Source organism: Paenibacillus sp. FSL R5-0744, from assembly GCF_037972555.1.
GTDB lineage: Bacteria > Bacillota > Bacilli > Paenibacillales > Paenibacillaceae > Paenibacillus_AQ.
The window spans coordinates 5,309,433-5,332,636 of the sequence record NZ_CP150228.1; the positions used below are offsets into that span (position 1 = coordinate 5,309,433).

Sequence of the window (23,204 nt, forward strand, 5' to 3'; positions counted from 1 at the left end):
TCCCTTCTTATTAAGAAAATTATTATTCAAATCATCCCGCCTGCTTCTTCAATTAAGCGTAATGCTTGATCATGGGACTCCGAATTCAAGATCACCGTAAGTAAAATATCTCTACCCGTCGGTCCTCCATCTCCGCCATGACTCATCCCACTGGCGCTGGTATCAGCAGCAGCTAGTATGCCTGTGTGTGCACGCTCAGCAGTCATGGAGTCCATTCTGGCAACATTGCCTGTCACTGGGTTTACCCCTGAGCTAAAGCTCGTGCCTCCATATCTACTGAAGCGATCAACGGAAATTTCAATGGCCCGAAGTGCCCGGAGCTTACGAGCAACACCCTCCGCTTCCTCAGGACTTTTAAAAAAAGCCAAAATAGATCTTTCCGACATCTTATCCCCGCTCTCGCTTGAAATTCAGATATCTGTTGCATTCCTTTATGTTGTCTTCATTTCACTTCTTTTATGCCCTTTTTTTCTCATACTCTACTTATTTACTGGGAATTCGACATTTTCCTCGACGCTTCCCTGCAATATAGTGCTAAAGTTGTATATTCGATTTGAAGTTATAGCTGTAGAATAAATTTAATTTTCATAATTTTTTACATTTTACGCTGAGGAGGAGAACTACAGATACACACTGCAATATAAAAATTCATTTGGGAGGATGAACTTATTTGAAACGTACCTTTAAACACTCTATTCAAAAATTTGGTATTGGGGCGGCGAGCTTCGGACTGGCTGTTTCTGTCCTTTTTCCATCCGCTGCATTTGCGAACTCATCCCTTGAAACATCAACTAACCTAGCTAATAATGTACAGTCTCAAAGTGTGACCCCTCATAACTACGCGGGTGTGCTCAAAGGTTCAGCACCAGTATCCGTGATCGTGGAATTAACTAATAAACCAGTCAGTGTGTATGAAAATGAGGCTAAAACTTCTTCTTTACGATCCTCAGTCTCCTTACAACGCAGTAAAATTATCTCAGAGCATAAAAGCTTTATTTCCTCAGCGCAGAAAATCGATGCGGACATCGGTTTTGAATACAGTGAAATTTTTAACGGGTATTCCATTACGTTGCCAGCCAATCAAGTAAACAAGCTGTTAGAGCTTCCGGGCGTTGCAGCTGTTTATCCAAATGATGAAGTACATGCGTTAGCAGACAGTGTTGAGGTAGCGACTTTGCCTGTTACACGTTCTTATTCGGACAGTGGCAATCTTATAGGTGCGGATACACTACATGCATTAGGTTACACAGGAGAAGGGGTACAGGTAGCGGTTGTAGATACCGGCATCGATAAAAACCACCCTTTATTAAAGGATAATTATAAGGGCGGTTACGATGCTTATGATCAGGATAATGATCCGTCAGAAACACCTCCTGATGCCAACTTCCCTCCAAAAAATGGTAGCCCATATGAAACCTCGCATGGCACTCATGTAGCCGGTACAATATTGGATGTTGCACCTGAGGTGGATTTGTACGCGTATCGCGTACTTGGCCCTTACGGTTCCGGTCCAACAGCGGTTGTAATCGCGGGTATTGAGAAAGCGGTCGCTGATGGAGCCGATATAATTAACCTCTCCCTGGGCTCTGATGTTAACCAAAGCTATTCCGCAAGTTCAATCGCGATAGACAACGCCATAAAGTCGGGCGTGAATGTTGTAGTTGCCGCCGGTAACGCTGGACCGGATGTAGGAACATTAGGCGAACCTGCTGGATCTCAACTTGCACTTAGTGTAGGTGCTTCTACTACCCCAGTGAATACCCCATTCTTTGATATTGGCGATGTTAAAAAAATCCCAGGGACATTAGCCACTTATTCCCCAGATTTAGTTGATAATATCGCTGGTAGTAAGATCGTTTACGCTGGTCTTGGAGCTACTTCCGATTACACAAATTTGGATGTCAAAGATAAGGTAGTCCTTGTCGATCGAGGTGAGCTGAGTTTCGGAGATAAATCTCTAAATGCCAAAGCAGCTGGAGCCAAGCTTGTCCTAATTGCTAATAATGCTGAAGGTGAACTTAGTCCCACCCTCGGTGCACCCGGGAATTACATTCCTACCTACGGAATTTCTCAAGCAGATGGCAAAAAGATAAAAGCTCAATTGGATGCTGCTAAAGATATTATCAGTTACTATATAGGGCTTGAAGTAAATCAGTTAGCAAACTTCAGCTCTATGGGCCCGGGGATGCCGGATTATCTAATCAAACCTGATGTTGTAGCTCCTGGAGTAAATATCAACTCCACAATTCCTAGCTGGAGTGGGGATTACGAACACGCTTATGGCTTAAAAAGCGGCACCAGCATGGCAACCCCACATGTTGTAGGAGCTGTAGCTTTGCTACTGAGTGAAAACTCTGATCTTAAGCCAAATGAAATTAAAGCACTGCTAATGAACAATGCTGATCCTATCTTTAACCGTGATGGGAATCCTTACTCACTATATCAACAAGGTGCCGGATTAATTAATTTGGAGAAATCAGCTAAAGCTGAATCTATTGCTAAAGTCGGGGAGAGCTTAATTAGTGGTCTTCCAGGTACTGTAGAAATCCCTTATTACACAGGTTCCTTGTCCTTTGGCCTGCTCCCAAAAGGGGCTAGCGTAACAAAATCAGTTTATGTAGAGGACTTTAAAGGGATTGGATCAACCTACACGCTGTCCACCGAATGGCTTACAGAAGCGCCTGGTGACATTAGTATTAATATTGCACCAAAAAGTATTACCTCAGGTGTAGATCATTATGCACAATTTACACTGAAGGTTTCTGACACTGCAAAAGAGGGAGCATATGAAGGCATCCTGTTCCTAACCTCTGATACAGAAACTCTTCGTCTTCCCTTTAATGCACTTGTTGGCGATAAATTCAATTTAGAGCCTGTTAATCAACTTTCTTTTGAAGATCCACAGATTTCTCCTAATGGGGATGGACGCTCAGACGATACCACCTTTACCTTCTCTGTCAATGAAGAGCTGGATGGCATAAGTTTTGTAGCCTCTTCAATAGATGCTCCTGCGACAGTTTTAGGTGCAGTTTATTCTATCGATGAAAAGGTCTATCGTGGCGTGTACGAAATTACAAATTGGGATGGAACGTTAACAGACCTGGAGACCTCCGCCAATTCCACTTTACCAGATGGTCACTACTACATCACTCCTGTGCTTCCCAATGGACAACTGCTCGAGACACAAAAGATCAAGTTCACAATTGATACCGAGAAGCCATTAGTTTCCGGCATCACACTTGAGGAGTACGAACGTGAGGCGCCAACCGATCCTGGTGCGGCAGAAATTAGTGGGTTCATTGATGATGACCTAATGGCCTATTATATTTCTAATACAAAACCTATTGGAAACTGGTTTACCGTGTACGCCGAAGGTAAACATTATGATGGAAATACTTATAAATTCGGTGGAGTAATTGCAGGTAATGGTGCTTTTTCCATTGACGTTCCGGTTAACGAAGGGCTTAATGAGTACAAAATCTATGTGGTTGATAAAGTAGGTAATGGCGCAGACGACGATGATTATGCTCAGCGACTGCTTTATAGCACAGGGGATGGTATTTTCAATGTAAATCCGTCTCTATCTGCAGCCACTATTGATTTGGGACAGCCGGTAACCGTTGATCTAGGGTATTCCGTGACTGATGAGGTTTATGGCATCTATGGGGCTTCATTCGCTGTCATCTACGATGGTTCTCTCGAAACACCAGCGATCCAGCCAAGCGTACAACTGGCTACGTATCAAGAGGAGAATTTCTCTAGTGTTGCACTTACAGAATTCTCAGAAACCTATGATCTCGGAGACGGCCGCAAACTGACACAGTATAGCGTCAATCTATCAGGTGGTGCTTATCACGGCTCTGGCTCACTAGGCAAAATAACCTTCAAACCATCTAAAGCGGGAAAATACGACTTGGAGCTATACGATGTACAGGTCTGGAATGATGCTACAACATCAACGATCCCATCTGGTTTGAGAACGGTAAGCGTAACTGTTAACACACCTGAAACACCGAAGCCAACACCTACACCTGAATCGAATGTACCTACGGCAACCAGTGCTCCCGCTTCTGGAATCGCATTGAAATCTGGGAAGCTAGTAGAGACTGCAGATCCAGCAGGTGGCAAGTCTTCAGCGGTGTTCAACATCTTAGACACTGCATTAGCAAATTCGATCCAGAATGCAAAAGATAAAACTTCTGTACTTGATCTTAGCGATGTAAGCTTCAATAAATATAGCCAAGTTGTTATTTCTCTTACACCGGCCCAAGCCGAGCAGTTAAAGAAATCAGAGTATGCACTCCGCCTAAACGGTAGTGGGTTCAATGTACTCATTCCAGCGGCGACACTTCCGGATTTCATCAACAGCAACGGCTTACCCCTTACGATTAGTCTGACCGATGCGGGCAACACAGCAGTTTTAGCAGGTAGCTCAGCAGCATTAAATATCGGTTCTTCCATTCTCACTATCAAAAATGGTTGGACAACCGGAAAGCCGATCATCCTTCAGCTTAATCTAAAGGCCAGCAGTCTTCATGATGCACGAAAGACTGCCGCTTATGTAGAATCAAAGGATCATAAATGGTCCTATCTACTACCTGGTTCTATCTCTAAAGAAGGGATTCTACAGTTTAACGTTACTGGTGACGGTTCTTACAGTGCAGCATCCCGAAAAATAAGCTTTAAAGATATTGGCACACACTGGGCTCAAACCGATATCGAAATCCTTGCTTCACATGGTATCATTGCCGGCAAAGGAGCCGATGGCAGCTTTAAACCTGCTGACACTTTAAATCAGGCAGAGCTTCTAACGCTCTTCGACCGTCTACTTGGAAAAGGTGACACTTGGAGTACTCGCATCAAAGAAAGTGGATCTCGTGATGTGCTGACTCGCGAGGAAGCAGCTCTTATCATCGCTAAGGCTCTTGGTGCTGATCTTACAGTATCCAAGACACCTTTAAGCTTTAAGGATGCCGATAACATCGCTGCGGAGGCACGCAACGCTGTAGCCTATGCTGTAACCAAAGGTTATCTCAAAGGTGTTACTGCGGACAGCTTCAATCCACAAGGTACATTGACTCGTGCACAAGCAGCAACAATTCTGAGCCGTGTGCTTGAGAACCTACGTTCTTCGAACAACATCTAGTTGCACTTTAAAAGAAAGCCCCAGCAGCCAATGACTGCTGGGGCTTTTTCGTCTATAAGTCACATTTGCGTTTCCGAGGCAGTCATCGGACTCAGATGACCTTAAACGCTGGATTATGCGATATTTGGTATGCTAACGGACCCCATAGTCGCTATTGGCATGAAAAGCACCCCATGAGATTGGCTAGCTTGTCCCTACTAACAGTCGACATGAGCAAACTGCCTTAATCAAAAAAACAGAGCAGCGATCCCCAAATAACGGGAGGATAGCTGCTCTGCTGTATTATTTATTTGCTCAATTAATGAAGTTAGAAATATCAGTCCCCGCGGAACGCACGCTTCACACGATCAAAGAAAGATTGCTCATGCTCATGTGTGTTTTCTCCATTTAGAGAGGCGAACTGTCGCAACAAATCTTTTTGCTCATCATTCAGCTTGCTAGGTGTCACAACAATGACTCTAACATGCTGGTCACCTTGGCCAGATCCACGTAGACGTGGGACACCTTTACCTTTAAGGCGGAAGAAAGTACCGGTCTGCGTTCCCGCAGGAATCTTCAGCTTCACTTTTTCCGTTAAGGTAGGAATCTCAATCTCATCGCCAAGTGCAGCCTGTGCAAATGTAAGTGGAACCTCGCACATAATATCATCGTTCTCACGTACGAAGAAATCATGCGATTTGACACGGATGACAATATACAAGTCTCCAGCAGGACCACCGCGTAAGCCGCCCTCGCCTTCGCCAGTCATGCGCAGCTGCGCACCGTCATCGACACCGGCAGGGATGCGTACATGAATCTTACGCTGCTTCTTAACTTTACCCTGTCCGCTACAAGTCGTACATTTTTCCTTAATAATCTTACCTGTACCACTGCAATGCGAACATGGACGACGATTACGCATCTGTCCAAGTGGTGTATTCTGTACGAATTCCTGTTGCCCACTACCATGACAAGTGGAACAAGTCTCTGGTTTAGTACCCGGTTTAGCCCCGGAGCCGTAGCAGGTATCGCAAGTTTCCGTACGTGGAATAGTGATATCAGTTTCTTTACCGAATACCGCTTCCTTGAATTCAATGGTCATCGTATACTGCAAATCCCCACCACGCTGTGGTGCGTTAGGATCACGACGTCCGCCGCCGCCAAAGAACATATCAAAGATATCGCCTAATCCTCCGAAGTCGCCACCGCCGCCTCCGAAGCCGCCCATACCTTGGTTAGGATCAATATGGCCATATTGGTCATATCTAGCTCGCTGTTGTCCGTCGCTAAGAACATCGTAAGCTTCTTTTACTTCTTTAAACTTAGCTTCAGCGTCATCTGCTTTATTCACGTCTGGGTGATATTGGCGCGCCAATTTCCGGTACGCTTTCTTCACCTCGTCGTCTGAAGCATCTCTACTGAGGCCAAGCACTTCATAATAATCGCGTTTATCTGCCACTGCTTTCACCTCCGTACATTACATACTCAAATTCCTAATTACCTGCCAAAGAAACCATTATACGATAAAACCCCAGGATCTGACCATCCAGTTCCAGCAGATGTTTATTCTTACAATATCAGAAGGCGCATTCGCGAAGAGTGTGCAAACTGATATTACAAAAGGAAAGTCAAAACACGGGATGACCCGGTTTTGACCTTCCCTTCTTAACTATATAAGAATTTATCAGTTACGCCCTATACATTTATCGTTTAAGGTTACCCTTGATTCTTATCTTCGTCAACAACCTCGTAATCAGCGTCAACTACATTGTCTTTCTTAGGAGCGCCTTCAGCAGCTCCAGCGCCACCTTCAGCACCTTGCTCTGCTTGAGCAGCTTGTTCGTACAGCTTCATGGACAACTGTTGTACAATCTCAGTCAATGCTTCTGTAGCTGCATTGATTTCTTCAAGATTGTCAGTTTCAAGTGCTGCTTTCACTTTATCTTTAGCTTCGTTTGCTTTTTCAACTTCGGAAGCATCAGCTTTATCACCAAGATCTTTGATCACTTTCTCAGTGGAATACACGAGTTGGTCAGCGCTGTTCTTCGCTTCTACCAATTCTTTACGCTTACGGTCTTCCTCAGCGTGAAGCTCGGCATCCTTCATCATTTGTTCTACTTCTGCGTCGCTCAGACCGCTGGAAGAAGTGATAGTGATCTTTTGGCTCTTGTTAGTGCCTTTATCAGTTGCAGACACATTCACGATACCGTTGGCATCAATATCGAAAGAAACTTCGATTTGTGGTACGCCACGTGGTGCTGGTGGAATCTCGTTCAGCATGAAGCGTCCCAATGTTTTGTTGCCATTCGCCATTTGGCGCTCACCTTGTAGCACGTGAATCTCAACGCTAGGTTGGTTGTCAGCAAAGGTCGAGAATACTTGGGATTTACTTGTAGGAATTGTAGTGTTACGCTCGATCATCTTCGTGAACACGCCACCTGCAGTTTCGATACCGAGGGAAAGCGGAGTTACGTCGAGCAATACAACGTCCTTAACATCACCAGTCAATACACCCGCTTGAACAGCAGCACCAAGAGCTACAACTTCATCCGGATTCACACCTTTGTGTGGATCTTTACCTGTAAGCTTCTTAATTGCATCTTGTACAGCAGGAATACGTGTAGAACCACCAACCAGAACGATTCTGGTAAGGTCTGCAGGCGTCATACCAGCATCAGACAATGCTTGACGAGTTGGTCCCAAAGTACGTTCTACTAGACCAGCAGTAAGCTCATCAAACTTCGCACGAGTCAAGTTGATCTCCAAATGCTGAGGTACTCCGTCAACTACAGTGATGAACGGAAGAGAAATAGTGGTTGTCAGTACGCCCGACAATTCTTTCTTCGCTTTTTCAGCTGCATCTTTCAAACGTTGTACAGCAGATTTATCTTTGCTCAGATCAATGCCTTGCTCTTTCTTAAATTCGGATACCAGATGATCCATAACCACTTGGTCAAAGTCATCGCCACCAAGTTTGTTGTCGCCGCTTGTAGCTTTTACTTCAAAGAATCCATCGCCCAGTTCAAGGATAGATACGTCGAACGTACCGCCACCAAGGTCATAAACAAGGATAGTTTGATCTTCGGATTTCTCCAGACCATATGCCAAAGCTGCAGCTGTTGGCTCATTCACAATACGCAAAACTTCCAAGCCTGCAATTTTACCTGCATCTTTAGTAGCTTGACGTTGGCTGTCATTGAAATAAGCAGGAACTGTGATAACTGCTTGAGTAACAGTTTGGCCAAGATATGCTTCTGCATCGGATTTCAGCTTTTGAAGAATCATTGCTGAAATTTCTTGTGGGGAGTAGTCTTTACCATCGATGCTTTCTTTATGGTTAGTACCCATGTGACGTTTAACAGAACTGATCGTACGATCAGGGTTAGTAATTGCTTGGCGTTTAGCTGTTTCACCGACGATACGCTCGCCGTCTTTCTTAAAACCTACCACCGAAGGGGTTGTACGTGCGCCCTCTGGGTTTGGAATTACAACGGCTTCGCCGCCTTCCATTACGGCAACGCAAGAGTTCGTGGTTCCTAAGTCAATACCGATAACTTTACTCACAATAATTTGCCTCCTCTAAAGGTATATGGAGCATTCGCTCATTAAAATAATAAAATATTTAAAAAATTCGATTGGTACATGGTGGACAGATACTGCCCGTCCTATATATACAGATTACATGCTGACTTTGACCATAGCAGGACGAAGGACTTTATCTTTCAGGAGGTATCCCTTTTGGACCTCTTCCGTTACGATACCCTCTTCGTACTCCTCGCTCTCCACCTGCATAATAGCCTGATGGTATTCAGGATTAAAAGGCTGTCCTACTGTTTCCATAGCCGTAAGTCCCTCGGACTTCAATACCCCATCTAGCTGACGGAAAATCATATTAACACCCTTCACGAAAGCTTCGGATTCTGGGCTGCTTGGAGTAGTCACTAAAGCACGCTCAAAATTGTCCAGTACTGAAAGCAATTCAGTCACGAGCTTGGAGGTGGCATATTGAGCCAACTCTTCTTTCTCCTTCTGAGTACGACGACGGAAGTTATCGAAATCAGCCTGCGCACGCAGCGCACGTCCTTGATATTCATCAGCGAGATCCTGCAGACGTTTTACCTCCGAACCTGTGTCTGAAGCACCTTCACTAATTTCTTCTGCCGTAAATGAGTCGGTTTCCGAAGCTACATCAGCCTCAGGTTCCTCATTTATCAATTCATCTTTGAATTCATTAGCATCTTGAACTTGTTCCTTTTTCAAGTTGTCTTCACCTCCTTAAAATCATTCATTAAAATCATTCACGTAATCAATGTTGACTCTGTTCACTTATACCAGTGTGCCAGCATCGCTGTCAAATCTCGGGATAAAATGCCCAAGATCCCCATCACTCTTGCATATTCCATTCGTGTCGGACCAAGGATACCAATGCTCCCCAGTGCCTGCCCATCAAGAGAATAAGTGGCGGTGATCAGACTGCAGTTAGCGAACGCTTCATGATTGTTCTCCGTCCCTATTCGGACCTGGATACCTGTGCCGCCTGTTGTAGGGGCCAGCATTTTGAGCAATGTAGGCGTCTCTTCCAGCAGATCAAGAATGCTTTTCACCTTGTCAACATCCTTGAACTCAGGCTGTGTAAGCATATTCGTCGCTCCACTAAGATAGATACGCTGCTCTTGATCACTTTCCAGCGCAATGTCTAGCACTTGCATTAATTCTTCATAATGTGAGATGTGACGCTGCATTTCCTCGCCAAGCTCGGAATACAGCCGAGTCTTCAGCTTATAGAGTGGTACATTGACCAGCTTACTATTCAGTAGGTTAACCACTTTCTCCATCTCGGAAACGGATATCTCCGGCGGAATGTTCACCGTACGGTTCTCAACTTGACCCGTACTTGTAACAATAATCGCTACAGCGGTTTTATCATCTAGTGGTAACAACTGAAAATGACGCAATGATGTATGAAAAACCTCCGGTCCCAGAAGGATGGAAGTGTAATTCGTCATATTGGAAAGAATCATCGCCGCATGTTGGATTACCTGCTCCATCGCATTCAGCTTCTCGGCAAAAAAAGCGCGGATCGTGCCCATCTCTGCCGTTTCGGCGGAATTCCACGGTACCAAATGATCCACATAATATCGGTATCCTTTATGGGAAGGTATTCTCCCCGCCGATGTATGAGGCTGCTCGAGATAACCCAAATCCTCTAGGTCAGCCATTTCATTTCGAATAGTTGCAGGGCTGTACCCTACATCACCCCGTTTAGAAATGCTGCGAGATCCTACTGGTTCTGCCGATGAAATATAATCATCTACAATTGCATTTAGTATCATTCTCTGGCGATCAGTTAACATGTTATCCCCTCCTATCGGCTGTTGGCTCCGATTCGTTAGCACTCGACTCAGATGAGTGCTAACCACTAATACAAAAATACCAAACTGACATTGACATTGTCAAGTCAGTTCAGCATCTTAAGTACTGCTATTTCATCGCAGGCATGCTGCTTTTTACAATTCACGCAATCTGTCCATACCTTTTCGGGAAAAATCTCTTTCTCAACAACTTCGAATCCGTTTCTAAGAAAGAAATCTACGGCGTAGGTTAGTGCCATGACCTTAGGGATTTTCTGGTTTCTGGCTTCCTCAACCAACTTCTCTAAAATCATTGAGCCTACACCTTTGCCCTTACCTTCGTCATTCAGACCGATCGAGCGAATCTCTACAAGATCATTCCCGAGTCTGAAGAGTGACCCACAGCCAACGAATCTGCCGCCAATTTCTGCAACAACGAATTGATCGATCTGGCGTGTCAGCGCCTGCCTGGAACGGGGCAACATGATCCCGCGCTGTGCGTATTCTTCTATCATCAGATACAACGGTTCAACATCTTCTATCACAGCATTTCTGCAAATCACCTGTGCGTCTCCTGCTGGAGACGAATGGCGGATCATTTCCGTCTTGGCAAGCACTTTAGTTCACCCCTCTGTTGATAATATGAATAAATATACAACAGAGTGAATTACAATTCAAGGGGTATTTTAAAATTAAACTTCTGTCAGTGCGCCTACAAATTCCGCGAAAACATCGTTTCCGAAAAGGATCCCTTGCTTGCTGAGTCGGTAAGTCCCCTCTTCGTGCTCAAGTAGACCCGCATGCAGCATCTTATGCAAGGATTTCGCAAATACATCCTCTATCGAACGCCCAAATTGCGCTTGAAAAGCCTCATTAGAGACGCCTTCATGCATACGTAAGCCAACCATCATAAAGTCCTCCATCGCTTCTGCTTCAGTGATTGGGTATGCGTCTAATCGAGGCAACCCTTTACGTGTAGCTTCAACATAAGGATTTACACCCTTAACATTAATATGACGCTGGCGCCCCACATATCCATGTGCACCTGCTCCGAGACCATAATAATCTTCATTACGCCAGTAAGTGATATTGTGACGACTCTCCATACCTGGTTTTGCGAAGTTACTGATTTCGTATTGGTTATAACCCGCTTCCTTCATAGATGACATCAACAAGAGGTACATTTGCAGTTCATCTTCTTCATTAGGAAGAGGAAGTTTGTTCTTATTAAATAAGGTGTGAAAAAGAGTGTTCTCCTCCACCTTCAAGCTGTAAATAGAATAGTGGGGTAAATCAAGCTCCAAGGCCTTACGAATACTTTCGCCCAGCATCTCTACAGTTTGGTTCGGCAAACCAAACATAAGGTCAACCGACAGGTTGTTAAGACCAACTGCACGAGCATTCTCCAAGCTGCGGTATACATCGTCAACATTATGAATCCGGCCAATACCCGTAAGGAGTTCGTTCTGAAACGCCTGAACACCAAAGCTCACCCGATTCACGCCGCCTTCTTTCATAACCGCCAACTTATCTATATCCGTAGTTCCCGGATTTGCCTCCATAGAGAACTCGATATCTTTATCCCAGTTTGGGAAATGTGTCCGAACTGATTTTAGAAAATAAGCCATCTCATCCGGCTTCAGTACTGTTGGGGTACCACCGCCGACAAAGATCGTTTTGATAACACCCGGTGGAGTGTTCTTGACGGTCAGCTCCATTTCTCGATCCAAGGCTTGGAGATAATCCATAACCGGCTGATCCTTGAGAACGTAGGAATTAAAATCACAATAAAAGCACTTATTGGTACAAAAAGGAATATGAATGTATACGGCCTCAGGGGGACGGCCATTAGTATTCGTGGTCATTAGCTGTCTCCTTTATATAAAAATATCGTTTGACTAGTGTAATCTAAAAAACAAGAAAAGGGAAGCCTGACGGCTTCCCTCCAAGGGCGATCATTTATAAATGATCTCTATTTTAAAATACAAAAAAGTATAAGTTTTACGTTATCCTATATATTTTGTATTTCTCGCAGAAACGGATACCGTCCCTATAAGGACGGCTAAGCCGTTTCTTCTTAATATATCCGCATTTCCACGAGTTCTGCACGTTCTCCTCCGTTGGTTTCATGAACAACGATCCGAACAGCATCCGTAAGGACAGGCTTCTCTAAACGATGTACGTTCTTCCGGCGATGATTGTCTTTGACGCGGAACATGACTTGCCACACGCCATCAATGAGTAACTCTACATCGTAAGCCTTTACTAGTTCAGGAATCACTAGAAATGGCGTTTCATGGTGATGTAAGTTGATAAGATCCTCATTAACATCATCGTTAAAGGTAAAATGAATTTCAGAGACTGAAGCAGCATCCGGGAGACGCGCCTCTACCCACTCCGTTCTACCAGCAGTCATCGGCTCAGAAACCCAGCTATGTGGCCCTGCAAAAGGTCGAACATACCCGTCAGTGACTTTGGATGCAGCATATGCGGATGTTTCTACCGCAAAGCAGAAATGCCTGCGTACAAGCTGTTTCATGCTCCACTCCATCACCGGCTGATCTGGCTGATGATCCTCCAGCGCTGAATCGACTACAGGTTTAACGCCTCGCTCAAATGTAATAACACCTGTGATTGGGGTTTCTGAAATATGCAATTGAATATGCTCATTAGCTCGAATAATAGCGAAGATATTACATTCGCCGATTGAACTCCACTGCTTCTCTTGTACCGGAACATCAATCCATTGCTGCTCTCCAGCTTGTACTATTACAACATCAACCTGCCTACACTCTGCTGGAACGTAATTTTCCGCACGCCCAGTCGTCCATAGCTCAACGGTCAGCTCTGACTGAGTACTTGCTGACACAAGCAGCTTCAACCCAAGGATATTTCCTTCAACCGGAAACAATATTCCTACGTCATGAGAAAGCTCATAAGCTTCAGCTGGTCGATCCAGTACTATGCCTTTCATCGTACTGGACGCATGAATCTCACTATTTCTCGCGAGGTCTAGCGGATCTTCGTTGCGCAATCCAATAATCGAAGCATCTTGCTTTAACATCACCTGTTGCAATTCATGCATATGCTGATTGCGAATTTCACGAGGGGTTACACCTTTGATGACGGATAATGCTGCACCTGCTCCAGCCGCTTCACCCATGATCGCACAGGTTGCCATGACGCGTGTTGTTCCAAAAGCCACATGAGATGCGCTGATATTCCGACCCGCGAAGAGTAGATTTCGCACATTCTTCGAATAGAGCGAACTAAATGGAATATGATAAACCCCATCCGCATGCAGATGTTTCGAGCCGCTCTCTTCTGCGTACATCCCTTGCGGTGGATGCAGATCAATCGACCATCCTCCGAATCCAATCCGGTCTGCAAATTCACGCTGCGCAAGAATATCATTTTGCGTTAAGATCGTATCGCCAACAAACCGTCTGTATTCACGTTTACCCGGAATTGAGCCAACCCACTCCAGCGTCATATTTTCGGCATCAAAATGACCTGAGTTTTTAATGTAATCCCAAATCCCATAAATAACAGAGGATAGCTCATCACGTATACGTTCATTCTCATCCACCGTATCAAGCTCACCGCCCCACTCAATCCACCAGTAGTGACAGCCTGAATCTCCACTCCGAATGACCCGACGGATCGGAATCGACGTTGTTGTAATATCCTTCGCGAACGATGGAGCAACATAACGTACCGGTTTTCCTGTATCCTGTGTATAAAACAATAATGTACTGCCTAATGTAATGTTATCAGGCACTTCAGGTGCCCATTCCTCATTAAATTCATGGCGGGCTTCACGTCCTAATCGGAAATCAGCTCCTGCCAGGAAGCCAACCAAACCATCGCCCGTGCAATCGATGAACGCCTCACTCTTGAACGTAATCAACCGCTCAGATCCCATCATCCAACCAATCACACTGCGAATCGTCCGATCCTCTGCCTCACCTTCCGCTTCCACTTCGCGTACATCGGTATTTAGAAACAGGCTGATATTCGACTCTGCCTTCACGGCTTCGAGTAAGGTTAGATCCCATAAGTATGGATTTCCCTCCGGGTTCCGGTATTGATTCTCGATGAATAACTCACCCATAATGCCTGTCTCACGTGCATATCGATTTACACCATGTCCTGTTGCACCACATACCCATACCCGAACCTCTGAACTCGAGTTACCACCAAGTACAGGACGGTTTTGCACTAGTGCTACCTTTAACCCTAGGCGCGCTGCAGCGATCGCCGCGTTCATTCCTGCAAGTCCACCACCGACCACTGTTACATCGGATTTAACCATTTCTGTTCTCATGTTAGTACTCCTCCTATAGTTAGCCTTTCACAGCCGAACTTGAAATCCCTTGAATAATGTATTTCTGACCCACAAAGAAGATAATAATCATTGGAATAATCGCAGCCGATGAAGCAGCCATCATCCCGTTGTAGTCCACATTGTTCTCAAGAATAAAATTCTGCAATCCAAGCGGAATGGTATATAGTTTAGGGCTTTGCAAGAATACAAGCGCATTCTCATAATCATTCCATTGCCAGGAGAAATCGAGAATAGCAAACGTTGCTATTGCTGGCTTCGCTAATGGCAGAATTAAGCGAAAAAATATCTTATAATGCCCCGCCCCATCCAAAAAAGCGGATTCCGTAATTTCCTTAGGAATGCTCATAAAGAACTGCCGAAGCATAAATACACCGAAGATTGAGAACATGGCTGGTAAGATCAGCGCCCAATGCGTATTGTAAATCCCAACCCAGTTAAACATGATAAACTTTGGAACAAAAAGTACCTGAGGCGGAACCATCATCATGGATAAATATATGACAAATAGTCCATCTCGACCTTTGAACGAAGTACGTGAAAATCCGTAAGCAGCAAGGGCAGATAGAAACACCGCCCCCACAGTTCCAATAATTGAAATCTTAAGTGAATTTAAATAATACGGAACAAAATCATGACTTCCTGTCCACACCCGAATATGATTGCTCCAGTTGAGAGATGAAGGCAGCCATTTGTTAAACACCTCGGCAGGTGTCTGAAAGGATGTGCTGAGCATCCATAGGAAAGGCACAATCATAAATAGTCCTAGAACAAACATGATGATCGTTACTGGCAGTTTCACCTTCATGTTTCCTGCTTTTTCATTCATACCGCCTGCTCCTTTAAATTATGGTTTCGGGGCCCCCCGCAAAGCTTCACTTTGTGGGATCATTTAGTAATGAACCCAGCGCTTTTGGCCGATCCACTGAATGACTGTAATGACGAGAATGACGGCGAACAAGAACCATGAAATGGCTGAAGCGTATCCCATATCGTAATAACTGAATGCTGTTTTATAAACGAATAGTGATAAGACCGTCGTACTTCCGCTAGGACCTCCAGCCGTAATGGCTTGAATTATCGAGAACGATTTCATCGTCATAATTAATCCTGTAATCATTAATAAGAAAGTTGTGGGACTAACAAGAGGCCATACAATTTTCCATGTTGTTTTGAATGTGCTTGCACCATCAATCCGGGCAGCTTCCAGCTGTTCTGTCGAAATTTCCTGTAATGCAGCTAAATATATGATCATATTGTAGCCAAGCATCAGCCAGATTTGTACGATATCAATGGCATACATTGCGGTTTCCGTATCCGCAAACCATCCTGGCGGCGATGTTATGCCAATCCAGCGAAGCATTTCATTGATGGGTCCCTGTGAAGGCTGAAATAGCAGCATCCAGACAAATGCAACGGCTACTCCACTGGAGATATACGGTAGGAAGAACATTCCACGTAATACGCCTTTAAGATACACACTGCGGTTTAGAAATAGCGCTACAATAAATGCGAGCACCATCGATACTGGAACCGATATCAGGAATATCACCGTATATTTGATCGAGGCATAGAAATTATCGTCATGGAACAATCGTTTGAGATTATCCAGCCCAGTAAATTGCCAATTCGGATTTGAAAATTGATAATTCGTAAACATGAGGACAAAGGAATAGATTGCAGGAATAATAAAGAATAAGAGAATACCAATCATATTCGGAAGAATAAAGGTCATGCCGATCCAGCCTTGTCTGTCCATCCAGCTTCTCCGCTTCACGGTATCGCCGCCTTTCGTATGCTGAAAAATGGGTACACGAAAGAGAAGAACGAAGAAATCTTCCTCCTTCTCATTTGTGCTAACTATTTCATTATTTCAATAACTCTTGCGAACGGGTTTGCATATTCTTCATCGTGGTTTCAATATCTTGCTTATTTAAGAAGTATTTTTCATACTCTTCTTTACGTGCATCAATAGCTTGTTGAGTTACATTTAGCTGGAAGGACGGAAATTTGCCGAATACAATTTTATTCATTGAATCTGTATCATATTTGTCTTCCACACCCTTCATGAGAAGGCTCATTGCTTCCTTACTATCTACACTCTTAGAGGCTGGAATACGACCACCGCTTGCCATTGGCAGCATACCGCCATCCGCATACCATTTTGCGAACTCCCAAGCTGCGTCCAGATTCTTGGATTTCGCATTAAGAGAAAGCATGTCACCCACACCGCCCGAATATTTATAATCCTTTTGATCTTTATTCACTTTTGGAATAGCGGCGAACGCGGTTTTGAAATCATGCGGATAGTCTTTCAAGTTGTTCGCATTTCGGAAAATAAACTCACCTGCTGCCAGCATTGCCGCTTTGCCTTGCAAGAACATGGTGTCAACCGGCATTTTACTGGTCAGTTGCTCGCCATATTCCGGTGTGGATTTGTCCACGAACATCATGTTATGCAATATTTCCAGGTGTTCTTTCCATAGATCATTCCCAAAGTTTGAAGTACCATCCGCCTGTTTCACACCCATTCCAGCAAGCGTACCGTCCATCGTTGTTGAGAAGGAGGAATCTGCCTGCAATAATCCGTACACACCAGGCTTCGTTAGCTTCTTCGCATACTCCTGAAGATCTGACCAGGTCCAGTCCACCGCAGGAATCGGTAATCCTGCTGCATCCAGCATATCTTTGTTCAACCACACAAACGCCATGTTTTTCTTTGTAGGAATCCCATAGTACTTATCATTGATTTTCCACATTGCTGCGTCCTCGCCGATCTGGCTGTCGATATCATAATCTGTTTTCGTGCTTAGATCCAAGGCAACGCCTGCATCCATACGTTTCTGTAAATGAGCAAGATCGTAGTTCATGAAAAGGTCTATGTTTTGATTGGTCATCAAGGCAGTATCCAGCTTTAAGTTTCCAGCATCGTCATTTACATTACGGATATACTCGACTTGAATGTCTGGATGATCTTTATTCCAGTTATCAATTACAGCTTGAGGCCCGGCTTCTGCCGGAACTGCCCCCCACATCGTAAGCTTTATTTTCTCCTTTGCTGTTTGTCCATTTGCACTGCCCTGCGCATCATTACTTCCACTAGTACCACAACCAGCCAGCATCGTACCTGCTAATAAGACAGAAAGCACTGCAGGATACCACTTTTTCTTCATCGATATCTTCCCCCTTGGAAGGATTATGTGTTGTGCTCTACGTCTATAACTTTATCATCAGAGCGGATTCTGGGGGATGAACTACATTTGGGAAACTATAGAACGTTTTTTGGTTCTTTGCGAAATTCATTTGGCGTGACGCCACACCACTTTTTGAAAATTTTAATAAAATAATTATCGTTCTCAAAGCCCACCTGCTGCCCAATCTCACTAATCGTTAGCTTCGTCTCTGCAAGCAGCATTTTTCCAGCCTGAATACGCCGCTCTTGAATATAATTCGTCAAAGTTTTCCCTGTCTTTTTCTTGAATAAGTCACTTATATAGCTGGCATCCATTCGTATCAACTCTGACATGGATTTAAGCGAGATGTCCTCAGAATAATGCTCTTCAATATAAGCAATTATTTTGTTCATCTCCACATGATCTGTCGGTCCCGTTTGTTGCTTCTCAGGAAACCATTTATCGGCCTTCTTCATCTTCACCATTCGCTCCAGCTCGGCATGAACCTTATCCATGGTCTGCTTCAAACCTTGGAGATCTAAAGATAGCTTCAGAATGTAGTCCGAAGCCCCAAATACGAGCGCTTGCCGGGCGTATTCAAATTCACTCAACGCGGTCAACATTACAAATCGGCAGTCGAAGCCTTCCTCTCGCGCAACTTGAAGGAGCTTCACCCCATCCATCACTGGCATATTGATATCCGTCACTACCACATCTGGATGAAGCTCACGAATCATTTGCAAGCCTACTTCTCCATTCTCCGCCTCACCTATAATTTCAAACGGGATTCCAGCCTTTAAGAATAACTTCCGTATACTTTTAACCGCGGGTTGTTCATCATCCACAATTAACGTTCTCCACATGTGAGCTTACCTCCATCGTAAGGTTTTGAAATAAGAAGTGGAAAATGGATAATCACTTCAGTTCCTGTGTCTGATGATACAATGTCCATGCCTGTCCGTTGATTCTTGAACAACAGCTCTAAGCTCTCCCTAATATTCTGAACACCGATTCCTTGTCGTTTCCGTGCAGTCTTATTCAGCTGTGCTCTATCTATCCCCATGCCGTTATCTTTAACCTGCAGATATAGTTGCTGTCCAGTCACCTTAGCGGAAATATCAATTTTCCCTTGTTTCACAGACTGACCGAAGCCGTGAATCAAGCTATTTTCAATTAAGGGCTGAAGACAGAATTTAGGGATTAATGCGTATTGTAGTTCCTCGTTGATATCATATTGAATCTCAATCCCATGTCCGAAGCGTTGCCGCTGAATCTCCATGTAAGATTCAATTAGTACAATCTCATCCTTTAACAGAATCAAATCCACTTCCGTATTTAAGGTTGTTTCCAATATTTTGCCTAGTGCAACACAAATTCCATAAATTTCATCATCATCTTTATCTAAGGCGATGCTCTTTATAGTATTCAATGTATTTAGTAGGAAATGTGGATTCATCTGCGAAAGTAACACCTGAAATCGAACGAATTGCTTCTGTTTTTCTTCAAGCTGAAGACGCTGCAACAGTTCATTTAAATCATGGATCATTATATTGAAACTCTGAGTCAGTGCAAGAATCTCTCCCCGCCCTTGCTCGGGTAATTTCATTTTGAGATTCGTTTTAGCGGTCATCTCCATCTTCTTCTGCAGCTTCTTTAGCGGCACTGTAATCGTCGATGATATAAAATAAGTTAATAGAACAAATAGCAGGAGTATGACTCCAAATACAGCAAAAAATCGTTGCTTCTGCTTATACACCTCAAGAAATAGCTGTGCTAGCTGTACCTTTTTAACGACATAACCATTTAACTCTTCGATGTAGCTGTATGTGTATAAGCTTTTCTCCTTCGGATCGATGATGGATGCAGCACGCTCTATCTGCCGTTGGTGGTCACTCTTCACAATACTCTGCGCAATATCTGGAGAAAAGGTCTCATCCTTATCCGGATTAAGCATCATTCTCCCTGAGGCATCGAGCAGAAAAAAAGCCCCTTCCTGCTTACTCCCTAACGTTGATCTAGTAAACCACTCCTCATAATCGATACTTAGTCTTGCATAGGCATAAATGTTAAAACCATTATCACGCATAACCTCATAGAGGCTAAGCATTTTCTTACTTGTTGTACTTTCCCGGACCACATTGTTCTTGTCATTCGGATTCCATATATATCGATTCGCTCCTTCTCGCTTCAATGCTTGAACCCAATCTTCCGATTGGATTTCGTCGTAGCTCAAGGTTTCCCTCGGCATAAAGGAAGTGTATGCGTTTCCATGAAGGTCGATTAAAGTATAATACACCGTCGCTCCACTCATGAAGAATGTATTTTCAATCGCTCCAAACTTGTTTTCAACGAGCTTTTTTCTCGTGATTTCATCAGATTGCTCGGGATTCTTCATTATCGATAAAATCGTTGTATCTTGTTCGAGTAATGACCCTGTTTTCATAACGAGACTCATGAGATCAACAAAACCATTCTTAATCCCAATAAGCTGCTCTATGTTCTTCGTTTCCGCATTATCCTGCAGCATTTGTTCTGTCTCTTTGAAGTTATACAGTACGAGCATGGCAATGGGTGTTAGTACCAACAGTAAGAAAGCTAACAAAATCCGATTCTTAAAGGTACTTGGCGTAAGTTTCAAATATAATCGTTTCAAAAGAGGACTCCCCTTACAGTGTATGTGCTTACAATCCTTCCACCCTATTGTAATCTTCTCCTGCGCAAAAAAATAGAGCCGGGATATTCTCCCGGCTCTACCTAATTTCTACTCGTCGATCTTCAGTACTGCCATGAATGCTTCTTGTGGTACCTCTACGCTACCTACTTGCTTCATGCGTTTCTTACCTTCTTTTTGTTTCTCTAGCAGCTTCCGCTTACGCGAAATATCACCGCCGTAACATTTTGCAAGTACGTTTTTGCGCATCGCCTTAACGGTTTCACGCGCAACCACCTTCGTACCCACAGAGGCTTGAATCGGCACTTCGAACATTTGACGAGGGATAATCCCACGTAGTTTCTCACAAATGATACGACCGCGGTTGTATGCACGATCACGGTGAACGATAAAGGACAAGGCATCGACCTGCTCATTGTTAAGCAAGATATCCATCTTGACCAGATTCGAACGACGGTATCCGCAAATTTCATAGTCGTAAGAAGCATATCCTTTCGTACCGGATTTCAACTGATCAAAGAAATCATAAACGATCTCTGACAGCGGAATCTCGTACGTAATCGTTACACGATTAGTATCTAGATATTCCATATTTACGAACTCGCCGCGTTTGTTCTGGCACAGCTCCATTACAGTACCTACGAAGTCGTTAGGCACAATGATCGCTGCTTTAACATATGGCTCTTCAATGTAGTCAATCGTTCCGATTTCCGGATAATGTGACGGGTTGTCGATTTGAATCATTTCGCCATTGGTCAGCATAATTCGATAAATAACACTCGGTGCTGTTGTAATTAGCGGCAAATTGAACTCGCGCTCAATCCGCTCTTGAATGATCTCCATATGCAAGAGTCCAAGGAATCCGCAACGGAAACCAAATCCAAGCGCGCTCGAGCTTTCCGGCTCAAAGCTTAGCGAAGCATCATTAAGCTGGAGCTTCTCCAATGCCTCACGAAGATCGTTATAATCGGAGGTCTCAATTGGATACAACCCGCAATATACCATCGGGTTGATCTTACGGTAACCTGGAAGCGGCTCAGCAGTAGGATTCTTTGCGTCAGTGACAGTATCACCGACACGGGTATCTCCAACATGCTTGATCCCAGCTACGATAAATCCAACATCCCCAATGTTCAATTCATCGACAATGGTCATACGCGGCATAAATGCGCCAACTTCAATGACCTCGAAGGTCTTCTCAGTTGCCATCATCTTAATCTTCGATCCCGCACGGATCTTACCGTCCATTACGCGCACATAGACGATAACGCCTTTGTAAGGGTCGTAATGAGAGTCAAAAATCAACGCTTTAAGCGGCTCTTCTGAATTACCGGATGGCGCAGGAACCTGCTTCACCACCTGCTCCAGAATTTCCTTGATCCCGATACCGGCTTTGGCAGATGCCATAACCGCTTCACTGGTATCCAGCCCGATAACATCCTCAATCTCCTGCTTTACCCGGTCAGGGTCAGCGTTTGGCAAATCAATTTTGTTGAGCACAGGTAGGATTTCAAGGTTATTATCCAGTGCTAAATACACATTGGCCAGTGTCTGCGCTTCAATTCCTTGAGCCGCATCCACAACCAGCAGTGCGCCTTCACATGCTGCAAGACTGCGGGAAACTTCATAGGTGAAATCGACGTGTCCCGGTGTATCAATCAAATTGAGATAATACTCTACACCATCGTCTGCACGATAGGTTAAACGCACGGCTTGCAGCTTTATTGTGATACCACGTTCGCGCTCCAGATCCATCTGATCGAGTACCTGTTCCTGCATTTCACGCGTGGTTAGTGCCCCCGTGTATTCCAAAATGCGGTCAGCTAGTGTCGATTTACCATGGTCTATATGTGCAATAATCGAGAAATTGCGAATTTGTTGTTGTCTTTTCTGAACGTCAGTCATTCCTTACCCCCACAGACAGCCTGATATTAATCCACTTATTATAACAGTACAAGCTTACTCCATCAATCCCGCCCTTACGTAAAACAGAAGAAACAGCTATTCACGTACCCGTGAAATAACTGTTTCTCCTGAAATCATTGTGATTCTTCCGCCGAATCGAACAATGAGACTACCCAGCGTATGCCCTTCTGAGAAGCTTGCTGCAGAAGGCCTGCCGTTTTATCCGCTATCACATCGACTGTCGGCTTTTGTTCCTCAGGAATCAGAATCTGCTCTGGAGTTTTCGTATTATACCCATCTACCACCTTCTGAGGAAGATCTGTAGTTGGCGCAGGATTGCTATTCTGAGGCAATGGAGAAACAGGCGTATATGCACCTGTGATAGGGTCGATCATCATCGGAACATACACATAAGTCTGCCCACCTTGTGTAACCCCATTCTTAATCGGCTGTGATTGCATGCCCGTCACTTGACTGGTTGGCGTAGTCGATAGGTCGGTCCAGCCTGGCAGCAGCTTAGAGACGGTTGCCCCTCCGCTGCCACTAAACTGCATACCTAATAGTATGCCGACCCCTGCCCAAATACCGACCATAACCAGTTTTTTTCCGAAACGAGACATGTAAGCCACTCCTT

Annotated in this window: 16 protein-coding genes; 1 reads left to right on the forward strand and 15 read right to left on the reverse strand. The window is 44.4% G+C overall.

Annotation, left to right across the window (positions count from 1 at the left end; translation table 11 throughout):
* Positions 1 to 26: 26 nt before the first annotated feature.
* Positions 27 to 386: a hypothetical protein gene (locus MKY19_RS23510; RefSeq protein WP_339798067.1), complete on the reverse strand. Its 360-nt coding sequence runs from the start codon at positions 384 to 386 to the stop codon at positions 27 to 29.
* Positions 387 to 670: 284 nt separating this feature from the next.
* Here MKY19_RS23510 and MKY19_RS23515 point away from each other — a divergent pair, with 284 nt between their 5' ends.
* Positions 671 to 5,146: a S8 family serine peptidase gene (locus tag MKY19_RS23515; protein WP_339798069.1), complete on the forward strand. Its 4,476-nt coding sequence runs from the start codon at positions 671 to 673 to the stop codon at positions 5,144 to 5,146.
* A gap of 316 nt (positions 5,147 to 5,462) precedes the next feature.
* On the opposite strand, the gene dnaJ is transcribed toward MKY19_RS23515, so the two are convergent.
* From dnaJ to MKY19_RS23585, 14 genes are all read right to left on the reverse strand, one after another.
* Positions 5,463 to 6,584, reverse strand: a complete 1,122-nt coding sequence (dnaJ, locus tag MKY19_RS23520; RefSeq protein WP_042130386.1) for a molecular chaperone DnaJ — start codon at positions 6,582 to 6,584, stop codon at positions 5,463 to 5,465.
* A 257-nt stretch (positions 6,585 to 6,841) separates the two neighbouring features.
* Positions 6,842 to 8,689 (reverse strand): molecular chaperone DnaK, encoded by a 1,848-nt coding sequence (gene dnaK, locus MKY19_RS23525; protein WP_042190999.1) that lies wholly within the window; start codon positions 8,687 to 8,689, stop codon positions 6,842 to 6,844.
* A gap of 114 nt (positions 8,690 to 8,803) precedes the next feature.
* Positions 8,804 to 9,385 carry a nucleotide exchange factor GrpE gene (grpE, locus tag MKY19_RS23530; protein WP_076284809.1) on the reverse strand — a complete coding sequence of 194 codons (582 nt, stop codon included), beginning with the start codon at positions 9,383 to 9,385 and terminating at the stop codon, positions 8,804 to 8,806.
* A 62-nt stretch (positions 9,386 to 9,447) separates the two neighbouring features.
* Positions 9,448 to 10,479 (reverse strand): heat-inducible transcriptional repressor HrcA, encoded by a 1,032-nt coding sequence (gene hrcA / locus MKY19_RS23535; RefSeq protein WP_042191003.1) that lies wholly within the window; start codon positions 10,477 to 10,479, stop codon positions 9,448 to 9,450.
* Between the two features lie 104 nt (positions 10,480 to 10,583).
* A complete protein-coding gene (locus MKY19_RS23540; protein WP_042194380.1) occupies positions 10,584 to 11,075 on the reverse strand; it encodes an N-acetyltransferase in 492 nt (163 codons plus the stop codon).
* Between the two features lie 93 nt (positions 11,076 to 11,168).
* The gene (gene hemW / locus MKY19_RS23545) at positions 11,169 to 12,341 is read right to left on the reverse strand and encodes a radical SAM family heme chaperone HemW (RefSeq protein WP_042191005.1); all 1,173 of its coding nucleotides are present in this window, start codon (positions 12,339 to 12,341) and stop codon (positions 11,169 to 11,171) included.
* A 212-nt stretch (positions 12,342 to 12,553) separates the two neighbouring features.
* Entirely contained in the window at positions 12,554 to 14,803 is a 2,250-nt protein-coding gene (locus MKY19_RS23550) for an FAD-dependent oxidoreductase (RefSeq protein WP_339798071.1), read from the reverse strand.
* 19 nt (positions 14,804 to 14,822) lie between these two features.
* Complete coding sequence (locus tag MKY19_RS23555; protein ID WP_076284811.1) at positions 14,823 to 15,650, reverse strand: carbohydrate ABC transporter permease; 828 nt, start codon at positions 15,648 to 15,650, stop codon at positions 14,823 to 14,825.
* A gap of 63 nt (positions 15,651 to 15,713) precedes the next feature.
* Positions 15,714 to 16,598: a sugar ABC transporter permease gene (locus tag MKY19_RS23560; RefSeq protein ID WP_231573337.1), complete on the reverse strand. Its 885-nt coding sequence runs from the start codon at positions 16,596 to 16,598 to the stop codon at positions 15,714 to 15,716.
* A 91-nt stretch (positions 16,599 to 16,689) separates the two neighbouring features.
* Positions 16,690 to 17,994 (reverse strand): extracellular solute-binding protein, encoded by a 1,305-nt coding sequence (locus MKY19_RS23565; RefSeq protein WP_339287733.1) that lies wholly within the window; start codon positions 17,992 to 17,994, stop codon positions 16,690 to 16,692.
* A 95-nt stretch (positions 17,995 to 18,089) separates the two neighbouring features.
* Positions 18,090 to 18,857: a response regulator gene (locus MKY19_RS23570; protein ID WP_149647635.1), complete on the reverse strand. Its 768-nt coding sequence runs from the start codon at positions 18,855 to 18,857 to the stop codon at positions 18,090 to 18,092.
* On the reverse strand, positions 18,842 to 20,647 hold the full coding sequence (locus tag MKY19_RS23575; RefSeq protein ID WP_339266632.1) for a histidine kinase: 1,806 nt from the start codon (positions 20,645 to 20,647) through the stop codon (positions 18,842 to 18,844). Before MKY19_RS23575 ends, MKY19_RS23570 begins: the two co-directional genes overlap by 16 nt.
* Positions 20,648 to 20,755: 108 nt before the next feature.
* The gene (gene lepA / locus MKY19_RS23580; protein WP_036677511.1) at positions 20,756 to 22,570 is read right to left on the reverse strand and encodes a translation elongation factor 4; all 1,815 of its coding nucleotides are present in this window, start codon (positions 22,568 to 22,570) and stop codon (positions 20,756 to 20,758) included.
* A gap of 134 nt (positions 22,571 to 22,704) precedes the next feature.
* Positions 22,705 to 23,190, reverse strand: a complete 486-nt coding sequence (locus MKY19_RS23585; protein ID WP_339798076.1) for a hypothetical protein — start codon at positions 23,188 to 23,190, stop codon at positions 22,705 to 22,707.
* Between the last annotated feature and the right edge of the window lie 14 nt (positions 23,191 to 23,204).